The 15,509-nt window shown below is 42.5% G+C and carries 12 protein-coding genes; 7 read left to right on the forward strand and 5 right to left on the reverse strand.

Annotated elements, in window-relative coordinates:
* Window positions 1-365: 365 nt before the first annotated feature.
* From V7K55_RS00365 to V7K55_RS00375, 3 genes are all read left to right on the forward strand, one after another.
* Entirely contained in the window at window positions 366-665 is a 300-nt protein-coding gene (locus V7K55_RS00365) for a hypothetical protein (RefSeq protein WP_334827032.1), read from the forward strand.
* A 716-nt stretch (window positions 666-1,381) separates the two neighbouring features.
* Window positions 1,382-1,549, forward strand: a complete 168-nt coding sequence (locus V7K55_RS00370) for a hypothetical protein (RefSeq protein ID WP_181154369.1) — start codon at window positions 1,382-1,384, stop codon at window positions 1,547-1,549.
* Between the two features lie 228 nt (window positions 1,550-1,777).
* On the forward strand, window positions 1,778-3,031 hold the full coding sequence (locus tag V7K55_RS00375; protein ID WP_334827034.1) for an FAD-dependent hydroxylase: 1,254 nt from the start codon (window positions 1,778-1,780) through the stop codon (window positions 3,029-3,031).
* On the opposite strand, the gene V7K55_RS00380 is transcribed toward V7K55_RS00375, so the two are convergent.
* Window positions 3,028-3,648, reverse strand: coding sequence for a Uma2 family endonuclease (locus V7K55_RS00380; protein WP_334827036.1), 621 nt, complete (start codon window positions 3,646-3,648; stop codon window positions 3,028-3,030). The two genes, V7K55_RS00375 and V7K55_RS00380, sit on opposite strands and share 4 nt — an antisense overlap.
* 404 nt (window positions 3,649-4,052) lie before the next feature.
* Between V7K55_RS00380 and V7K55_RS00385 the strand changes: the two genes are divergently transcribed.
* From V7K55_RS00385 to V7K55_RS00400, 4 genes are all read left to right on the forward strand, one after another.
* A complete protein-coding gene (locus V7K55_RS00385; protein ID WP_334827039.1) occupies window positions 4,053-6,248 on the forward strand; it encodes a lytic transglycosylase domain-containing protein in 2,196 nt (731 codons plus the stop codon).
* A 318-nt stretch (window positions 6,249-6,566) separates the two neighbouring features.
* Complete coding sequence (locus V7K55_RS00390; protein WP_334827041.1) at window positions 6,567-7,958, forward strand: MATE family efflux transporter; 1,392 nt, start codon at window positions 6,567-6,569, stop codon at window positions 7,956-7,958.
* A 116-nt stretch (window positions 7,959-8,074) separates the two neighbouring features.
* Window positions 8,075-8,290 carry a hypothetical protein gene (locus tag V7K55_RS00395; RefSeq protein ID WP_334827043.1) on the forward strand — a complete coding sequence of 72 codons (216 nt, stop codon included), beginning with the start codon at window positions 8,075-8,077 and terminating at the stop codon, window positions 8,288-8,290.
* The gene (locus V7K55_RS00400; protein ID WP_334827045.1) at window positions 8,280-8,489 is read left to right on the forward strand and encodes an SET domain-containing protein; all 210 of its coding nucleotides are present in this window, start codon (window positions 8,280-8,282) and stop codon (window positions 8,487-8,489) included. The genes V7K55_RS00395 and V7K55_RS00400 overlap by 11 nt, the downstream gene beginning before the upstream one ends.
* A gap of 110 nt (window positions 8,490-8,599) precedes the next feature.
* On the opposite strand, the gene V7K55_RS00405 is transcribed toward V7K55_RS00400, so the two are convergent.
* From V7K55_RS00405 to hetF, 4 genes are all read right to left on the reverse strand, one after another.
* The gene (locus V7K55_RS00405; protein ID WP_334827047.1) at window positions 8,600-9,589 is read right to left on the reverse strand and encodes a D-alanine--D-alanine ligase family protein; all 990 of its coding nucleotides are present in this window, start codon (window positions 9,587-9,589) and stop codon (window positions 8,600-8,602) included.
* Between the two features lie 65 nt (window positions 9,590-9,654).
* Window positions 9,655-10,053, reverse strand: a complete 399-nt coding sequence (locus V7K55_RS00410) for an SET domain-containing protein (protein WP_334827049.1) — start codon at window positions 10,051-10,053, stop codon at window positions 9,655-9,657.
* Window positions 10,054-10,163: 110 nt separating this feature from the next.
* Window positions 10,164-11,318 carry a KamA family radical SAM protein gene (locus V7K55_RS00415; protein ID WP_334827051.1) on the reverse strand — a complete coding sequence of 385 codons (1,155 nt, stop codon included), beginning with the start codon at window positions 11,316-11,318 and terminating at the stop codon, window positions 10,164-10,166.
* A 598-nt stretch (window positions 11,319-11,916) separates the two neighbouring features.
* Entirely contained in the window at window positions 11,917-14,409 is a 2,493-nt protein-coding gene (gene hetF, locus V7K55_RS00420; RefSeq protein ID WP_334827053.1) for a cell division protein HetF, read from the reverse strand.
* Between the last annotated feature and the right edge of the window lie 1,100 nt (window positions 14,410-15,509).

Below are 15,509 nucleotides of genomic sequence, written 5' to 3' on the forward strand. Positions count from 1 at the left end.
GCTACTCAGGCGCGATGCCAGTAGTGAGTCTTGCCTACAGCACGCTGGCGCGAACGAGCGTCATAGCTCGTCAGTCTAAAAGTATAATAAATGTATATAATATTACTTCTAGCCTCTTAGATAGCAGAGGCAGCAAGCATCACATATAGCAAAGCATTGAGCATAAACCCAGTTTATTCAAGGCTTTCAGCAATCAATACCATCCTAACTACGTGACTACAGTCATATCAAGGTATTTACTTAAAGTTATCTATCTGGGAATAGAGATAATTTAAAAATCACACGTAAGATTCACATAAATTACAAACTAATGACATACCGCTAGTAGATAGTTAGGCAATTGATTATTTGATGAGGAGTTTCAAGTGAATAAGTTCGCTAAAGTCTTACTTTTGGCTCTAATGTTTGTTGCCCCTGTAGCTGTTTCTGCATCAACTGTTCAAGCCAAAACTACTTCTAGTCCGACTACAACTTATGCAACTGCTAAAGTTGCCAAATCCAAGACTGCAAAACGGCACAAACACCACCGCCATCACAGCAAAGCTATTAGGAGTAAGTCTGTAGTTAAACAATCTGCACTTAAAAAACACGTTACTCCAACAGGTACAACTACCCCAGGTGCAACTACCCCACCCGCAGCTACACCAACCAACCCAAATAACTAATTCTGAACTTACGCATTGAAAATCTAAAACCTCGATTCTTTTTCAAAAGGGGAATATTAAAAATATCCTTAGAAAGGGGATTGGGGGATCTATTGTGCGTCAATTCTAATAATTATTCATGAAAGTAAATATAGCGTTTTCTAATCACATGAAGTACATCATAAGCCCCCTCCCCGCAAGCGATGAGGGGGTTGGGGGTGGGGTTCTTGTACCTCACTCAATCGAGAACCGCTATAGCTGTTTATCGACTCATATTTCGCAAAGCCGTCAGACGTTTACTTGATATTTACTCAACAATGAGACGACGTAGACTAGAAACCTTCATTTATGAGTATTTGACTGCTCAAATATGATTTATATAGTTGCTATTAACTTTCATATTTTGTAGTAGTTATATAGCAAGTTTATTTTCTACTACTTTCTAAATATATACCATACCATTTAGATCTACTGCGGATCGCAGCAGGTCTTTTTATTTGGTAGATTTCTCTAAAAAAAGAAAATCAAGCTTATTTAATCCAAAAATTAATCCTAGATAATTGCCGAAAGGTTTCAGCTACTTTTCTCTATAGAGTAATAAATATTTATGTCTTTTATAGATGCTAATATCGGCAAAAATATCCACAAAAACTTCATATAAATAACAAGAGAATGACATCTGTCTTTGTCATATTTAATTCATGGATTCACTACACAAATGGAATCAAGGAAATCACATGAATAAGTTTGCTAAAGGTTTAGTTCTAGCTCTAGTACTTGCTACTCCCATAGCCATTGCTGCACCAATGTTTCAAGCTGCACCAGCTTCAGCGGCTGTTAAGCATAAGCATCATACATATCATCACAAAGGTATTAAGAAACATCACATCAAAACACATCACTAATAATCTCCTGCTGTCAAACACAGCATATTTAATGATTAGTTACACTTACTAGTGATAGTTGGTAGTAGCTCTGCGACAAAATTTATACTTTATTTATCTACAAAATAAGTAAAGCTGTGTTACCTCGCTGTTGTCATCAGTCATCGGCGGGGTTTTCAATGTTTGCTTGCTCAAAGAGGTGCGATCGCGTCAAAATAAGAGTTAAAGACGCTGTAACTTAACTTAACAATGGCCACGCAGTTTGAGCAAATTTCCCCTCAACTAACACCGCCAGACTTACGGGGATATGAATATGACTTGGTAATTGTCGGCGGTGGGATTATTGGGTTAACTCTAGCCTCTGCTTTAAAAGATTCTGGCTTGAGTATCTTGCTGATTGAAGCAAAAGTGGCTTCAGTGGCGGTAGCCAAGGGACAAGCCTATGCAGTTCATCAGCTTTCGGCGCTAATTTACCAAGGAATTGGAGTTTGGGACAAAATATTGCCTCAAATCGCCAAATATTGCCGAGTTCGTCTTTCTGATGCTGATTATCCCAATGTGGTGGAATTCACCACAGATGATATAAATACAGCCGAGTTGGGTTATGTGGCTGAACACCAAGCACTGTTGCAACCTTTGCAAGAGTTTGTCCAAGATTGTCCAAATGTGACATATCTGTGTCCGGCTGAAGTGGTAAATACGGTATACCAGCAGGATATAGTCGCGATCGATATTAAAGTTGCCGATCGCTTACAGACAGTTCGTAGTAAATTACTGATAGCAGCAGATGGGGCGCGATCGCCAATTCGTCAAGCTGCGGGAATCAAAACCTCTGGCTGGAAATATTGGCAGTCTTGCATCGTGGCATTTGTCAAACCAGAAAAACCGCACAATAACACAGCTTACGAAAGATTTTGGTCTAGCGGCCCCTTTGCGATTTTACCTTTACCAGGGAACCGTTGCCGCATTGTGTGGACAGCCCCCCACGAAGAAGCAAAAGCTTTATGTGCCTTAGATGATGAGCAATTTTTAGCAGAACTTACCCGTCGTTATGGCGATCAGATGGGGAAATTGGAATTACTAGGCGATCGCTTTGTCTTTCAGGTACAACTCATGCAAAGCGATCGCTATGTTCTCCCCCGACTAGCATTAATTGGTGATGCGGCGCACAATTGCCATCCTGTCGGCGGACAAGGTTTAAATCTGGGGATTCGGGATGCAGCAGCTTTAGCACAAGTATTACAAACAGCGCACCAAGCGGGTAAAGATATTGGTGACATTCAGATTCTTAAAGGTTATGAACGCTGGCGGAAGCTAGAGAACCTGACTATTTTAGGTTTTACCGATTTATTAGATCGGATGTTTTCTAATAACTTCTTACCTATAGTAGTTGTGCGTCGCTTGGGTTTATGGGTTTTGCAACGAGTACCCGTTTTAAAGGTGTTTATGTTGAAGTTGATGATCGGCTTGAAAGGGCGGACTCCAGAATTGGCAAAACGCTAAATGGCAGCAGCTTGAAAAATCTGGTTTGGGGTGAGATTCAATTCGGGAAAGGTTTGGGAGATAATAATCGCATTATCTCGAAACTTACTTATCTGATATTCGCCATCAACCAAGTTACAAACGGTGATTGTCGGTTGTTTGGGATTGCCGATAAAATTACGTCCACCCAAAGCAGCATAATCGACAATCCAGTATTCCGGGATACCCATCTCTTCATACTCAGAGTATTTTAAATAGTAATCGTCCCGCCAGTTGGTTGATACAACCTCAATTGCCAAAGGGATTGATGCACCCAAACTTACGATAGATTGTTTTTTCCACAATGGTTCATTTTCCAGATTTGTACGATTTAGCACCAACACATCAGGGATGTAACCAGAATCTTTTTCAGGAGGTCTAACTATAACTTGGTTGGGGATACCGTAGGGCAATCTGAGACGTTTGATTTCAAAAGGAATTTCGACACCTAGAAAACTTTTAACTTCCTCATGTTCTCCTACTGGTTGTGCCATCTCAACAATTTCTCCTTTATGCAGTTCATAGCGGACTCGTCGATTTTCGGGTAGCCAATCGACGAATTCCTCAAAGGTTACTAGCTTAGGTATGGCTTGAGTCATAGATGATAGAGAATTACTAAATCATAGAAATATTATCTCTAATGCAGCGATCGCACTGCTTGCAAATTAGCCTAAGCTTTTAGGGTGCGATCGCTGTAGCTGAAAATAAACGCTCACGAATTGGCTGCCCAAAGAATGGAGAAATTGCTGTAGCAAGTTTTGGGTGATGCGTTAGCGCCAGCGTAACGCATCCTACAAGATTGGGCGATCGCTGCTAAAAGATAATACCAAAGATAGATGTAATAGTATTTAAAATGTGCTTGTTAGTCATTACTGGCAGTATATGATTGAAAATTAGTATTTTTGTACATAAAATTAAAAATCTAAAATTAAAAATTGGTAATACTGATGGCTAGGAGTGTTAAAGTTTCAGGAAATTCATCGGAAATTTTCAGCGAGTATTCATGCTGAAGAAACTACAGAAAAAGCAAATTTCGATCATTGCAGGTGCGGCACTGTTTGCCTTTTTAGCTGGGGCGATGGTATCAGCACCTCAGATTGGTAAAACCGTTGGGCAATGGCTCAAAGTGGGTAAGAATCAGACACAGCAAACATCTGATGCTAGCATTGCCCAATCAGCCGTCTTGCCACTGATATCACAATCTCTGCCAGAACGGGCGGCAAAACTAGCAGCGATCGCCGGACAGTCGCCTTCGCCAGACCGAAATCGCGCTCGTTATCTTTTGGCGAGTGATTACATTGAAAGAACCCAAGCCCAAAAAGCCCTGGCTTTACTCCAAGGATTAGACAAAGACTATCCCATCCTCGCACCCTATATTTTGCTGAAACAGGCACAGGCAGAGGATATGCTGGGCGAAGATGGCAAAGCTTCGGATCTCAGGCAAAGTGTGCTGAAACGGTATCCCAAAGAAGCCGCTACGGTGAAAGCACTATATCTGATTGCTCAACCGAAGCAACAAGAAATAGCGATCGCTCAATTTCCTTCCAATCCTCTAACTTGGGAGATTATTCGCAAACGCTTGCAAGAAAATCCCAATCAGCCAAAATTACAATTGATTTTGGCTACTTATGCTTACGATCAACCAGGTATAGTGGGCGTTTTGGATCAGTTAGTCAAACAGACTACCCTAAAACCCGAAGATTGGGAACTCATTGGTACAAGCTATTGGGAAAATAGTCAATTTTTGAAAGCGGCGAATGCTTATGCCAAAGCACCCAAAACATCGCGCAATCTCTATCGGACTGCACGAGGGTTACAGATTGGAGGCAAAGACAAAGAAATAGCGATCGCTACCTATAAACAATTGGTGCAACAATTTCCCAATACCGAGGAAGCTGGAACTGCACTACTACGATTAGCAGAAACCGCAAAGACAGGTAAAGATGGCTTACCTTATCTTGACCAGGTAATTAGTAAATTTCCTAAACAAGCTGGGACTGCACTAGTACAAAAAGCCAAAACTCTCGAAACCCTCAAAGATCAAAAGTCAGCTAGCGCGGCGTGGCAATTACTGATCGCCAAGTACGGCAATTCTGATGAAGCCGCAGAATATCGTTGGAAAATCGCCCAAGATAAAGCCAAAGCCAAAGATTATGTCGGTGCTTGGCAATGGGCAGAGCCAATTGTCACCAACAATCCTAATAATATTTTGGCTCCAAGAGCAGGTTTTTGGGTAGGTAAATGGGCAGCTTCACTAGGCAAACAACAGGAATCTCAAACTGCTTATGACTATGTAATTAGTCAGTTTCCCTACTCTTACTATGCCTGGCGAGCAGCAAACATGCTGGGGCTAAATGTCGGCAACTTTGACAACGTGCGCGTCATGAACCCAGAAGTAATCACACCTCAGCGTTCATTACCACCGGCTGGTTCTGAGACTTTCAAAGAATTATATTTGCTGGGTCAAGACCGCGATGCCTGGTTACAATGGGAAACGGAATTTCAGAATAAAATTCAGCCAACGGTCGCAGAGCAATTTACTGAAGGGTTGATGCGGCAGGCAAGGGGTGAAAATCTCATTGGAATTGATAAAATTGCTAAGTTGGAAGATCGGGAAATACCAGCAGAAATTGCCCAATATCAGACTCTGAGCAAACAGATCGCCTACTGGCAAGCCCGTTACCCATTTCCCTATCTCCGAGAGATTGAAAAGTGGTCTATTGAGCGTAAACTCAATCCTTTGCTAGTCACCGCTTTGATGCGTCAAGAGTCACGGTTTGAGCCAAAAATCAAATCCGTCGCTGATGCTACTGGCTTAATGCAGTTGTTGCCCAGCACAGCTAAATGGATTGCCCCACAAATTAAGGTGGATTTCAAAACAATAAACCTGGAAAATCCCAACGATAATATTATGCTGGGTACTTGGTATTTGGATCATACCCATCAGCAATATAACAATAACTCGCTGTTAGCGATCGCTAGTTACAATGCGGGGCCCGGTAATGTCTCCAAATGGCTGCAAACTCTAACTACACAAGACCCAGATGAGTTTGTTGAACAAATTCCCTTTGATGAAACCAAAAATTATGTGCGGCAAGTATTTGGTAACTACTGGAATTATTTGAGACTTTACAACCCGGAAATTTCTGGAGTCGTAACAAAGTACTCTACTACACACCCAAAATTACCGACACAGTGATTTTACTTAATCAGATACGCAAGTAGGGAGCAGGGAAAACACATGTACAATTTTTTTTACATGAGTTCGATGAACCTCTCCCTATCTTGAATTTTTGTTCAATTTAGTCTCTCTCCAACTCGGAGAGAGACTGATTTTGCGTAGTATAAACGACTAATAATTTGGATACCATTTTATCTGTCAAACTTACGCATAGTTAAGTGGAGCGATCGCCTATTTCACTGCCAACAGCTTGAGTTGAGTGCGAATTAAGTATTAATATATCTTAAATAATATTAAATATTACTTTTTTCGCACCATCCTTAATTTTTGTGCCTAATGGAGTTAGCTTCAAAAGAATTTAAGTCAGAACTGATATTAGAAGTCCAAGCTTGCCTACAATTGGCAGTTCCTCTGGTAATTACTCAAATATTAGAAGCGGGCATTCCTTTATTGGATGGGGTGATGATGGGCTTACTTAACAGCCAAGCCTTAGCTGCGGGTGCTTTAGGTGCTGTTACATTTTCTACCCTAGCTTCCGTTTGTCGCTCTATTCTTTCAGCCGTAGGTGTGAGTGTCGCAAATGCTTTTGGTGGAGGCAAAATAGACCAAGTTAGCCGTGCTACCGGTCAGGGAATTTGGTTAGCGGTGACGATGTGCTTACCTGTGATGTTTATCATTTGGCACTTTGACTATATCCTGCTGCTGACTGGTCAAGAAGAAAGCAATGTGTTATTGGCTCAAACCTATTTGCGGTCTATTGTTTGGAGTTTTCCTGCTGCGCTCGGTTTTTGTATCTTAAAAGAAGTGAGCTCTGCTCTCAATCGCCCCCAATTCCTAGCAGTAATTACGGTATCTGGACTATTACTGAATGCAGTTGCTAACTATGTGCTAATGTTCGGTAAATTTGGTTTCCCAGCCCTTGGTTTAGCGGGTATTGGTTGGGGAAGCACACTCATTTTTTGGCTGAATTTTATTGCCGCAGTCAGTTGGGTTTGCTTGGATGACTACTTTAAAGACTACCAACTTCATCGCGCTTTGTATCAGTTCGATAAAGATATGTTTGTAGATATCTTCCAAACTGGATGGTTCTTGGGGTTGCAGTATGGAGCCGAAATTGGAGTATTCACCGCCACTGCTTTAATGATGGGGTGGTTTGGGACAGAGACGTTAGCAGCCCATGAAATTACCGTTGAGACAGAAAGTTTCGTCGAAACGGTGTCTATAGGTATTTCCTATGCCATCACCATGAGAGTAGGACAGCTTAGGGGACAAAACGATCTCAAAGGTGCAAGTATAGCTGGATTTGTCTGCATTGCCCTTGTTACTCCCATTGTCAGCATTGTGGGATTAATTTTTTTGCTGTTTCCCAACTATATTGTGGCAATGTATTTGGACACCAGTAATTTGGATAATGTCGAGATAGTTAAAACGGCAACTTCTTTCCTAGCTGTGGGGGCATTAGTCCAAATATTTTATAGTATTCAAACTATTGCTGCTGGTGCATTAATCGGGTTGAAGGATACCAAAATACCAGTGTTAATCGCCATGTTCGCTTACTGGGGTGTAGGTCTAGGTGGTGGCTATCTGATGACATTCACTCTTGGTTGGGGTGCTATAGGTTTATGGCTGGGTTTAGCATTAGGGCTACTTATGGGCGCAGTGCTTTTAACTTGGCGTTTTTATCTTTTAACTAGTGATATAGCATCAAATTCCTGCTCAGAGACGTAAAATTTTACCTCTCTACATCCAGATCAATATCGCGATCCAACAAGGCAAATCAGTCTATCTAAAGATAACTTAAACTTAGAAAAACTAAATAATTGAAGACATAGAGACTTTTAATTATGCTGACTCCTGAAGACATAGAAAAGTTTATTAACAATGCACCTAAATGTGAAGTTCGTCAGAGTGGAATTGATGGTTACGGGCTTTTTGCTAAGGAGTTGATATTAGAAGCAGAGCAAATAATAGACTTTAGCTTTCCTAATTTTTACCAAGAAGTTAGATATGCCGATCAAACCGATGAATTTCTGAGGGAGGGTAAATTTATTGGAATTTAGTGAGGAAATTTGTTTAACGGCTGAGGGATCAACTAAGTTCGCGGCAGTCAATCATTCTCGAAATCCCAATGCTGTGGTTGACCTTGAAAAACGCCAAGTATTTGCTTTGATAGATATTCAACCTAATGAGGAAATAGCTATAGACGTGCGTTTGGAGCCAATGTCCGAGCGAGCAAAGCAATTCTCGCCGTGGCTTTGAGCTAAATGTAGGGATGTAAAGTTTTACGTCTCTACAAGGATTTTCATCGTCATTCACAATAAATTTCATACCGCAATCAGCAACGGCAAAAACCGCCACTTATGACTAAATCAACATTTGTACCTTTGCCATGCAGACTCAACTATTTCAGCAATGATTTCTGTGTATGTCACACCACCCAAACGTCCCATAATTACCAGGTCTGAGCGGATATAATGTAGTCCTGGGAGTGGGTTAACCTCCATAAACTGCAACACGCCGCTAGCATCGCAACGCAGATCCACGCGGGCTGCGTCACGACAACCAAGAGTATGGTAAACATCCAGGGCTAGCTGCCTTGCCTGTGCTGCCAGTGGTTCGGGATCTATAAGCAAATCATAAGATACCCGTTCCAGATACTCATCCTTGTTGAGGGTGGTATAGGCGAAAGCTTCAGTTTTTCCTATCAAAATTACTTCCATCACACCTACTACGTGTGAGTTGCTGCCGTTGCCAATAATGCCCACTGTTACTTCTCGGCCGGGAAGAAAGGTTTCTACGAGTACAGACTGCTGAAATAGTTCGCGTAACAATTGATAAGTACTTACTAGTTCCTCACGTTCTTTGACAAGAGAACGCCCAGTTACCCCTTTAGAACTGCCCTCCGCCACAGGCTTGAGGAAAACTGGCATTGGCAGCGATATGGCTGTTGCTTCTGCTGTAGTATTCACTACTTCAAAGGCGGCTGTTGGCAAACCGCGATCGCGCACCACCCTTTTAGCAAGTGCCTTGTCTAACGTTAAGGCACAGGTGAGCGGATCGGAAAATGTATAGGGTTGAGCGAATAATTCACAAACTGCCGGGACTTGAGCTTCACGAGAGCGACCCTTCAAACCCTCAGCAATATTGAAAATCAGATCCCAGCGATCGCCTTTTACCAAGCGCAGAGCGAGTTCTCTACCATTGCCAACACGTTCAACCTGATTACCTAACTGAAATAGTGCATCTTCCAGCCAGATGATAGTTTCTTCATCATCGAACTCCATTACCTCAGAGGCACTAAAACCAGCCTTAAGATAGTCTGCCTTCAGGTCATAACACAGACCAATTAATAACCCCATAGCCCGATAATTCCTGGTGAGAAAGCTTTCGCTGTTAGCTTTAATCTACAAATCAAATGTCTTTACTAATTCCTCAATGAAGTAAATGAAGATATCTCATTGACAACATCGAACCAGATAGGAGATTTATCGTTAGGAGAACCGTTATAGTTGGCAGTAATTTCTTCTCCTGCTTGTATATCTCGGTAAGCAATTAATTCCACCTCCCCTTCGGCGAATTTTTTCACATAGTAAGTATTAGGTTCGTAAGAATGGTTAAACAGTGACGCTAAACCCAGAGCGATCGCCGCAGCTTTATCTTCCCAATCGTAGTAATAGTTACCCAAAATTGTTTTATCTAGAAATTCAACCTGTTCTGCGGGTATAACCACAACTGGCGATCTCTCAACGATCTCTCCTTTCAAAAAGCGCTTCTGTGCGAACACACCTCGACCTTTGAGCTTTGTATTACCAACAATCAACATTTCAACTACTCTCCTATAATTACTTGGTTTTTTGTTTTGCCATCATCCAACAGAACCATCCCAACTGGCTCTTTTAGATGATAGCGATTGACTTATATATAGTGTCAGCCCTACTCCACTGGATCTACATAAGTGTATGTATTACCCGCCCAGTTTCGCACTGTAGCTGTGCCCTTCTCATAACCAACTAAAGTCTCCGCTTGAATTGGGACTTTTCCACCGCCGCCAGGGGCATCAATTACATAAGTTGGTACAGCGTAGCCAGTAGTATGACCACGCAATTTAGAAATTAGATCAATCCCAGTTTGAACACTCGTTCGCAGATGTGCAGTGCCAACAACTGGATCGCATTGGTAAAGGTAATAGGGACGCACGCGCAACTTTAGAAGACCGTGAAACAGATTCTTGAGGGCTTTTTCAGAGTCATTCACACCTTTTAATAGCACAGTTTGACTACCTAGAGGAATACCACCATCCGCTAGGCGATCGCAAGCTTGTGCCACTTCTGGGGTAAGTTCCCGCACGTGACAAAAGTGCAAAGATAGCCACACGCGATGTTTACGAAGTAAGGCAACCAGTTGCGGTGTAATTCGCTGCGGCAAAAAACTCGGCACGCGAGAACCAATCCGAATAAATTCAATATGCTCAATAGCACGTAACCGCCCAAGCAAATTATCTAAAGGTTCATCAGACATTAGCAGAGGATCGCCACCAGAAATTAGCACATCACGGATCTCGGTGTGTTCTTCCAAGTAGGCGACGATCGCATCCAACCGCCGCGTTACTGGGTACATCTCACCTTGGCTCACCAAACGAGAACGGGTGCAGTAACGACAATAAGCAGCGCATGTGTCTAAAGCAAGCAGTAATACGCGATCGGGGTAGCGGTGTACGAGTCCTGGTACTGGAGTGTCGTTATCCTCACCACATGGATCTACCATGTCTGCTGGACTAACGATTAATTCTTCTTGCCGTGGGATGACTTGTAACCGTAGCGGACAAAGCGGATCTTCTGGATCGAGGAGTGATGCAAAGTATGGGGTTACGGCTACAGCAAACTTCTCTGGCGCGATTAAAAGTCCCTGTTGTTCGGTAGGACTAAGCCTTAATAACTTCTGAAAGTGTTCCAGCTTAGTCAACCGATGCCGCATTTGCCAGCGCCAATCGTTCCAGCGTTCTTGGTTGTAAGTCTCTCCCAAAATCTGACAAATTTCTTCACACCGAACATCTGTAACTAGAGGCTCTAGAATAGTGTTTTTGATCATGATTAGAACTAAATTAAGCTGAGAATAATAAACCGATCGCAGCCTGGTTTGTTTACCTACAAATCTAGGTAAAGTAGAAAAGTATTGACAACTGTAACCAGTTCTGGTTTAAACTCTTCCTCGACCAGATGATGACTTTTGTGGCGGATAAATTAAATATTTTGGCTCGTTTTATGCCAAAAAACGTTAATAATTACCTTAGATTTAGATGCCTCAGCCTTACCAGCGTGAATAGCTAGCTTTTTGTGAAGATGAGGTGGAACTCTAACACCGACTTGAATACAGGGCATGAAAACAAAGATGAACTACTCTACAAATAATATCAAAAGTTTAACAATAAGTATCTTATTACACAGAATACACGTTTATTTTCATGCTTATTAAAAAACTTCAAATAAGGCGTAGACGCAAAGCACAAAGCCGGAGATTCTGAAACTCCGGGCTTTTCGCCAGATAAAACTCAAAAATCCCATCCCAACACAACAGGGGTGTCCGGGATAGCTGTCCGCCGATTTAGTCATTAGTCCCAATAACTAATGACTAATTACCAAAGTTAAAAATTTTATTACAGCGATCGCTCCAATCGCCACCTTGAATATTACTGTTGTTCTCCTTTTTCTTGAAGGAGCGATCGCCAATCTGCAATCGCCTTTTCTGTCCACAGCCAATTTTTAGCTAATTTATCTACCTGAAAATTGACTGGTTCAGACTTGAGAACCGTTTGTCGCAATTTAATTGCTTCATTCAGATATTGTGTCTGCTTACCACTAGGTTGATTAAGTGCAGATTTATACAATCCAAGAGCTAAACCAGCATAAGAAGTTAAAGCATCTTGAGGAACTGCTGTCTTGGAATCTGGATTCTGCTGTTTGAGTGCCAAATTCAAAGCCTTGAACCAAGAGTCATTGGCTCGATTCAGATTGCCTTCGGCGTAGTAGGCAAATCCTAAAGCGTTGTTATACAAAAGTGATTCTGGTTTAGCTTTTGCGGCAGTTTCCCAATAACGGCGGGCATCATCGACGCTATAGTTATTATTGTCTCCAGTTTGGATGGACTGCCAAGCTAATCGTCCCTTATAAAAGTTGACAGATGGATCGTCAATTTGCTTACTTGGAACCAGTTTCAGAGCAGTTTCTGCCGCAGCCAGTGCGCCACGATTTAGTAGTTCTTCTACAGCTAATAGCCCACCTTGTAAGTCACCCTGGCTCAATTTTTCTGTAGCGGTGGCGGTAACAATTCCATTGGGTGCTGTCTGTAAGTCGGGATTTTGCTGCTTTTGAATCGGTAAAGATTCAGTGGAAATTGCTGGGATGTTAGGCAAATTTACCTGCTGGGAGCGATTTTGCCACCACCAATTTAAACCGATCGCAGCGGCTAACGCACTGATTCCCACAATACCCACAATTGGCCACAGCTTGCGGCGTTGGGTATGAGGTTTTGGTGGGGGTGGTTGCGCTCGCAAAAAATCAGATTTTTCTAAATTTCCTTCCAAGTTTCCAGTATTTGGAGGTGGCGGTGCTGGGACTTCTCCCCACAAATCTTCTTCCCCTTGCAGAGAAGTCATTTCTTCTGAAACCTGTCTTTGCTGAAAATTATTTTCTGGAATTTGTCGATCCAGTTCCGTTGGAGCTTTTTGGTGATCTAGCTGACGAAACAAATCCGAAACGATCGCTGAATCTTCTTCATAACTTGGGTCATCATACTCAATTTCATCAACGAGATCGCCCCAAGTATCCTCACCCAGCCAGTCCAACCCAGAAGAGTCCCGCGTCAAACCAGTAGGAATCATTTCTTCCATTCCTAAAGGCATATCGCTATCATCTGCCATAGCGGAGTACATCGTGGAAGTGATTCCTAAAGGCGAACTATACTGATTCCGTGATTCTGCACTTTCGGATAACTCAGTTTCCTCGCTCAGAAAACCGTCAAATTCTGGCTGAAGATATAAAATCGGTAATGCCCAGTACATCTGGTGAGAACCATAAGCAGAAATTAATCCTTGGCGCACCCGACTAACGCACAAATCTACTGGATATCCCTGACTCAAGTTGCGATAAAACAATTGTGTAAGTGTCAGTGCGACTTCATCAGGAATCCGTTCTGACATTGCTAAAACGCTTCTAATCCCGCGCTTTACCAGACTTTCTGCTAGGTTCCGTTCGCCAGTATCTCCAGAGGGATCGGAGGCAGCTGTGTACGCCCCCAAGCAGGAATTAAACACTGCCATTTGGATATTATTGTTGACGAGCAAACCTGCCAGATCGTCTCCACTCAATACTTCCGTTAAGCCAGTTCTGCGACTAACAAGATAAATTTCTCCACCATTGCCGCCTAAGTTACTATGACCAGAGTAATGGAGAACGTGGTATCTGCCTTGTTCTAGGGCTTGCGTCAGTTCTTCCCGTCCTGGTTGGTCTAATACAGTGAGTTCAATTTCTGGGAACCGATTATTACCTTCAGTCAGTCGTGATGTTTGACGATGAAGTTCTGCTTGCAGTTTAATCGCTTCCTGTTTCTGTAAGTCAAGACGCACTTGATCTGAGGGAGAAGCAATTACCATCAATACTTTCACACCACCTTGTTCTCGTGGTGTGGGCATATTTCGCGATCGCAAAGGAGAAGTTCCCAAAACGCCACTTTGGAAGCGAGAAAAAGCCACATAAGGCCCAGTAGCCAGAGGGCGATCGCCTGCGTGCATCACTTCCCAAGGCAAACGAGCTAATCTAGTGTCTTTTAGCCCTAAGCGCAAGCGTAGTACTTGCTGGTGGTTTTGGGCAATACCTTGAGCAGTAATCCAACTATCTCTGAGAGTGCCTTGAAATAGGGCATTATAAAATTGTTGACCCAAGGCCACCAAATTAACAGAGTTTCTGGCGATATTGCTTTCGTTTCCATTAGAGGTAAATGGATCTCCCTGCAACACTGACTTCAATGGGTCATTCATCAAATGCCCAGCAGCTATTAACCAATCAGCTACAGGCCAAGTCACCAATTCTTCTGCCAATGGTACCCCAGACGCGACTTGTTCCGTCCGCACCAAGTAGTCATTTTGCCCTACTGGGGTTACGGAAATGTGAAATTCCTGGGTCACAACTTCTCCTGTCCGCCTCCTAAATCTGGTTTGAAACGCAAAAGTTTCAAGTCGATTTGCTCCCTCTGATAACTTAGATGCATCCCACCCCTGAATGTTTCTGATTCGGTGTTGTTTTGCTTTTTCTGCCTTTACAACTTTATCCGGATCGGATTACTTGGATCTAGAACACTTAATTGGTAGATGCACCTTGATCTTCAACTCCCCTAGTTGGCTAACACCCACTGGGGGTTTTTTTTGGCCAACAACAGTAACTTTTGATGCAGATATTCTCTACCAGAAAATAGCCCTTAATCCTAGAATACTTGATTAATAGATGGATGTACCTTGATTTTTAACTCCCCTAATTTCAGTTAATATCTACTAGAGTTTTTTTGGCGGATTTTTCTAGTAAATTTATCCTGAGCATGGTAGTTAAACCTAGAACATTTAATTGGTAGATGCACCCTGATAACTAGCTCCCCTGGTTGGCTAACACCCACTGGGGGTTTTTTTATGAAGGAAGGAAGTAAGCAGCAATTGTTTCTGAGGCATCAAATTTTTAAGGCAGCGCACTGGATTGTTTAATTGGTAGATGCACCCTGATAACTAGCTCCCCTAGTTGGCTAACACCCACTGAGGGTTTCTCTGGTAAACGCTAATTTATCCGGTAGATTGCTCTTTAAAAGTCTCTAGCTTTTAATCCTCATGGGGGCTACAACCTTCGGAATCGGCACTAATAGCCCAATGAGGATCGTTTAGAGATAGAACTTGGAAACGAGATTCTTAAGGATTTGAGCTTAAGTTTACACCAATGCCTGATAACTAACCCCTCTGCTTGGCTAACATCCGAGGTTTTTTTTGGTGATAAAACAGCAATAACTTCAACCTCTGTTAATTTATCCGGTAGCTACCCATTTGGTTTAGAAAAGATGATTGGTAGATGCACCCTGATAACTCACTCCCCTGGCAGACTAACATTCTCTGGGGGTTTTTTCTAGTTGCGTAGGCGTAACCCTTCATAGACATCGCCATCAACCCTGATTTTAATCGTTTTTCCCGGAAGATACTGGCTGCCCCTAGAAAAGATTACTGGTAGATGCACCCTGATAACTCACTCC

Source organism: Nostoc sp. (genome assembly GCF_036919895.1).
Taxonomy (GTDB): Bacteria; Cyanobacteriota; Cyanobacteriia; order Cyanobacteriales; family Nostocaceae; genus Nostoc.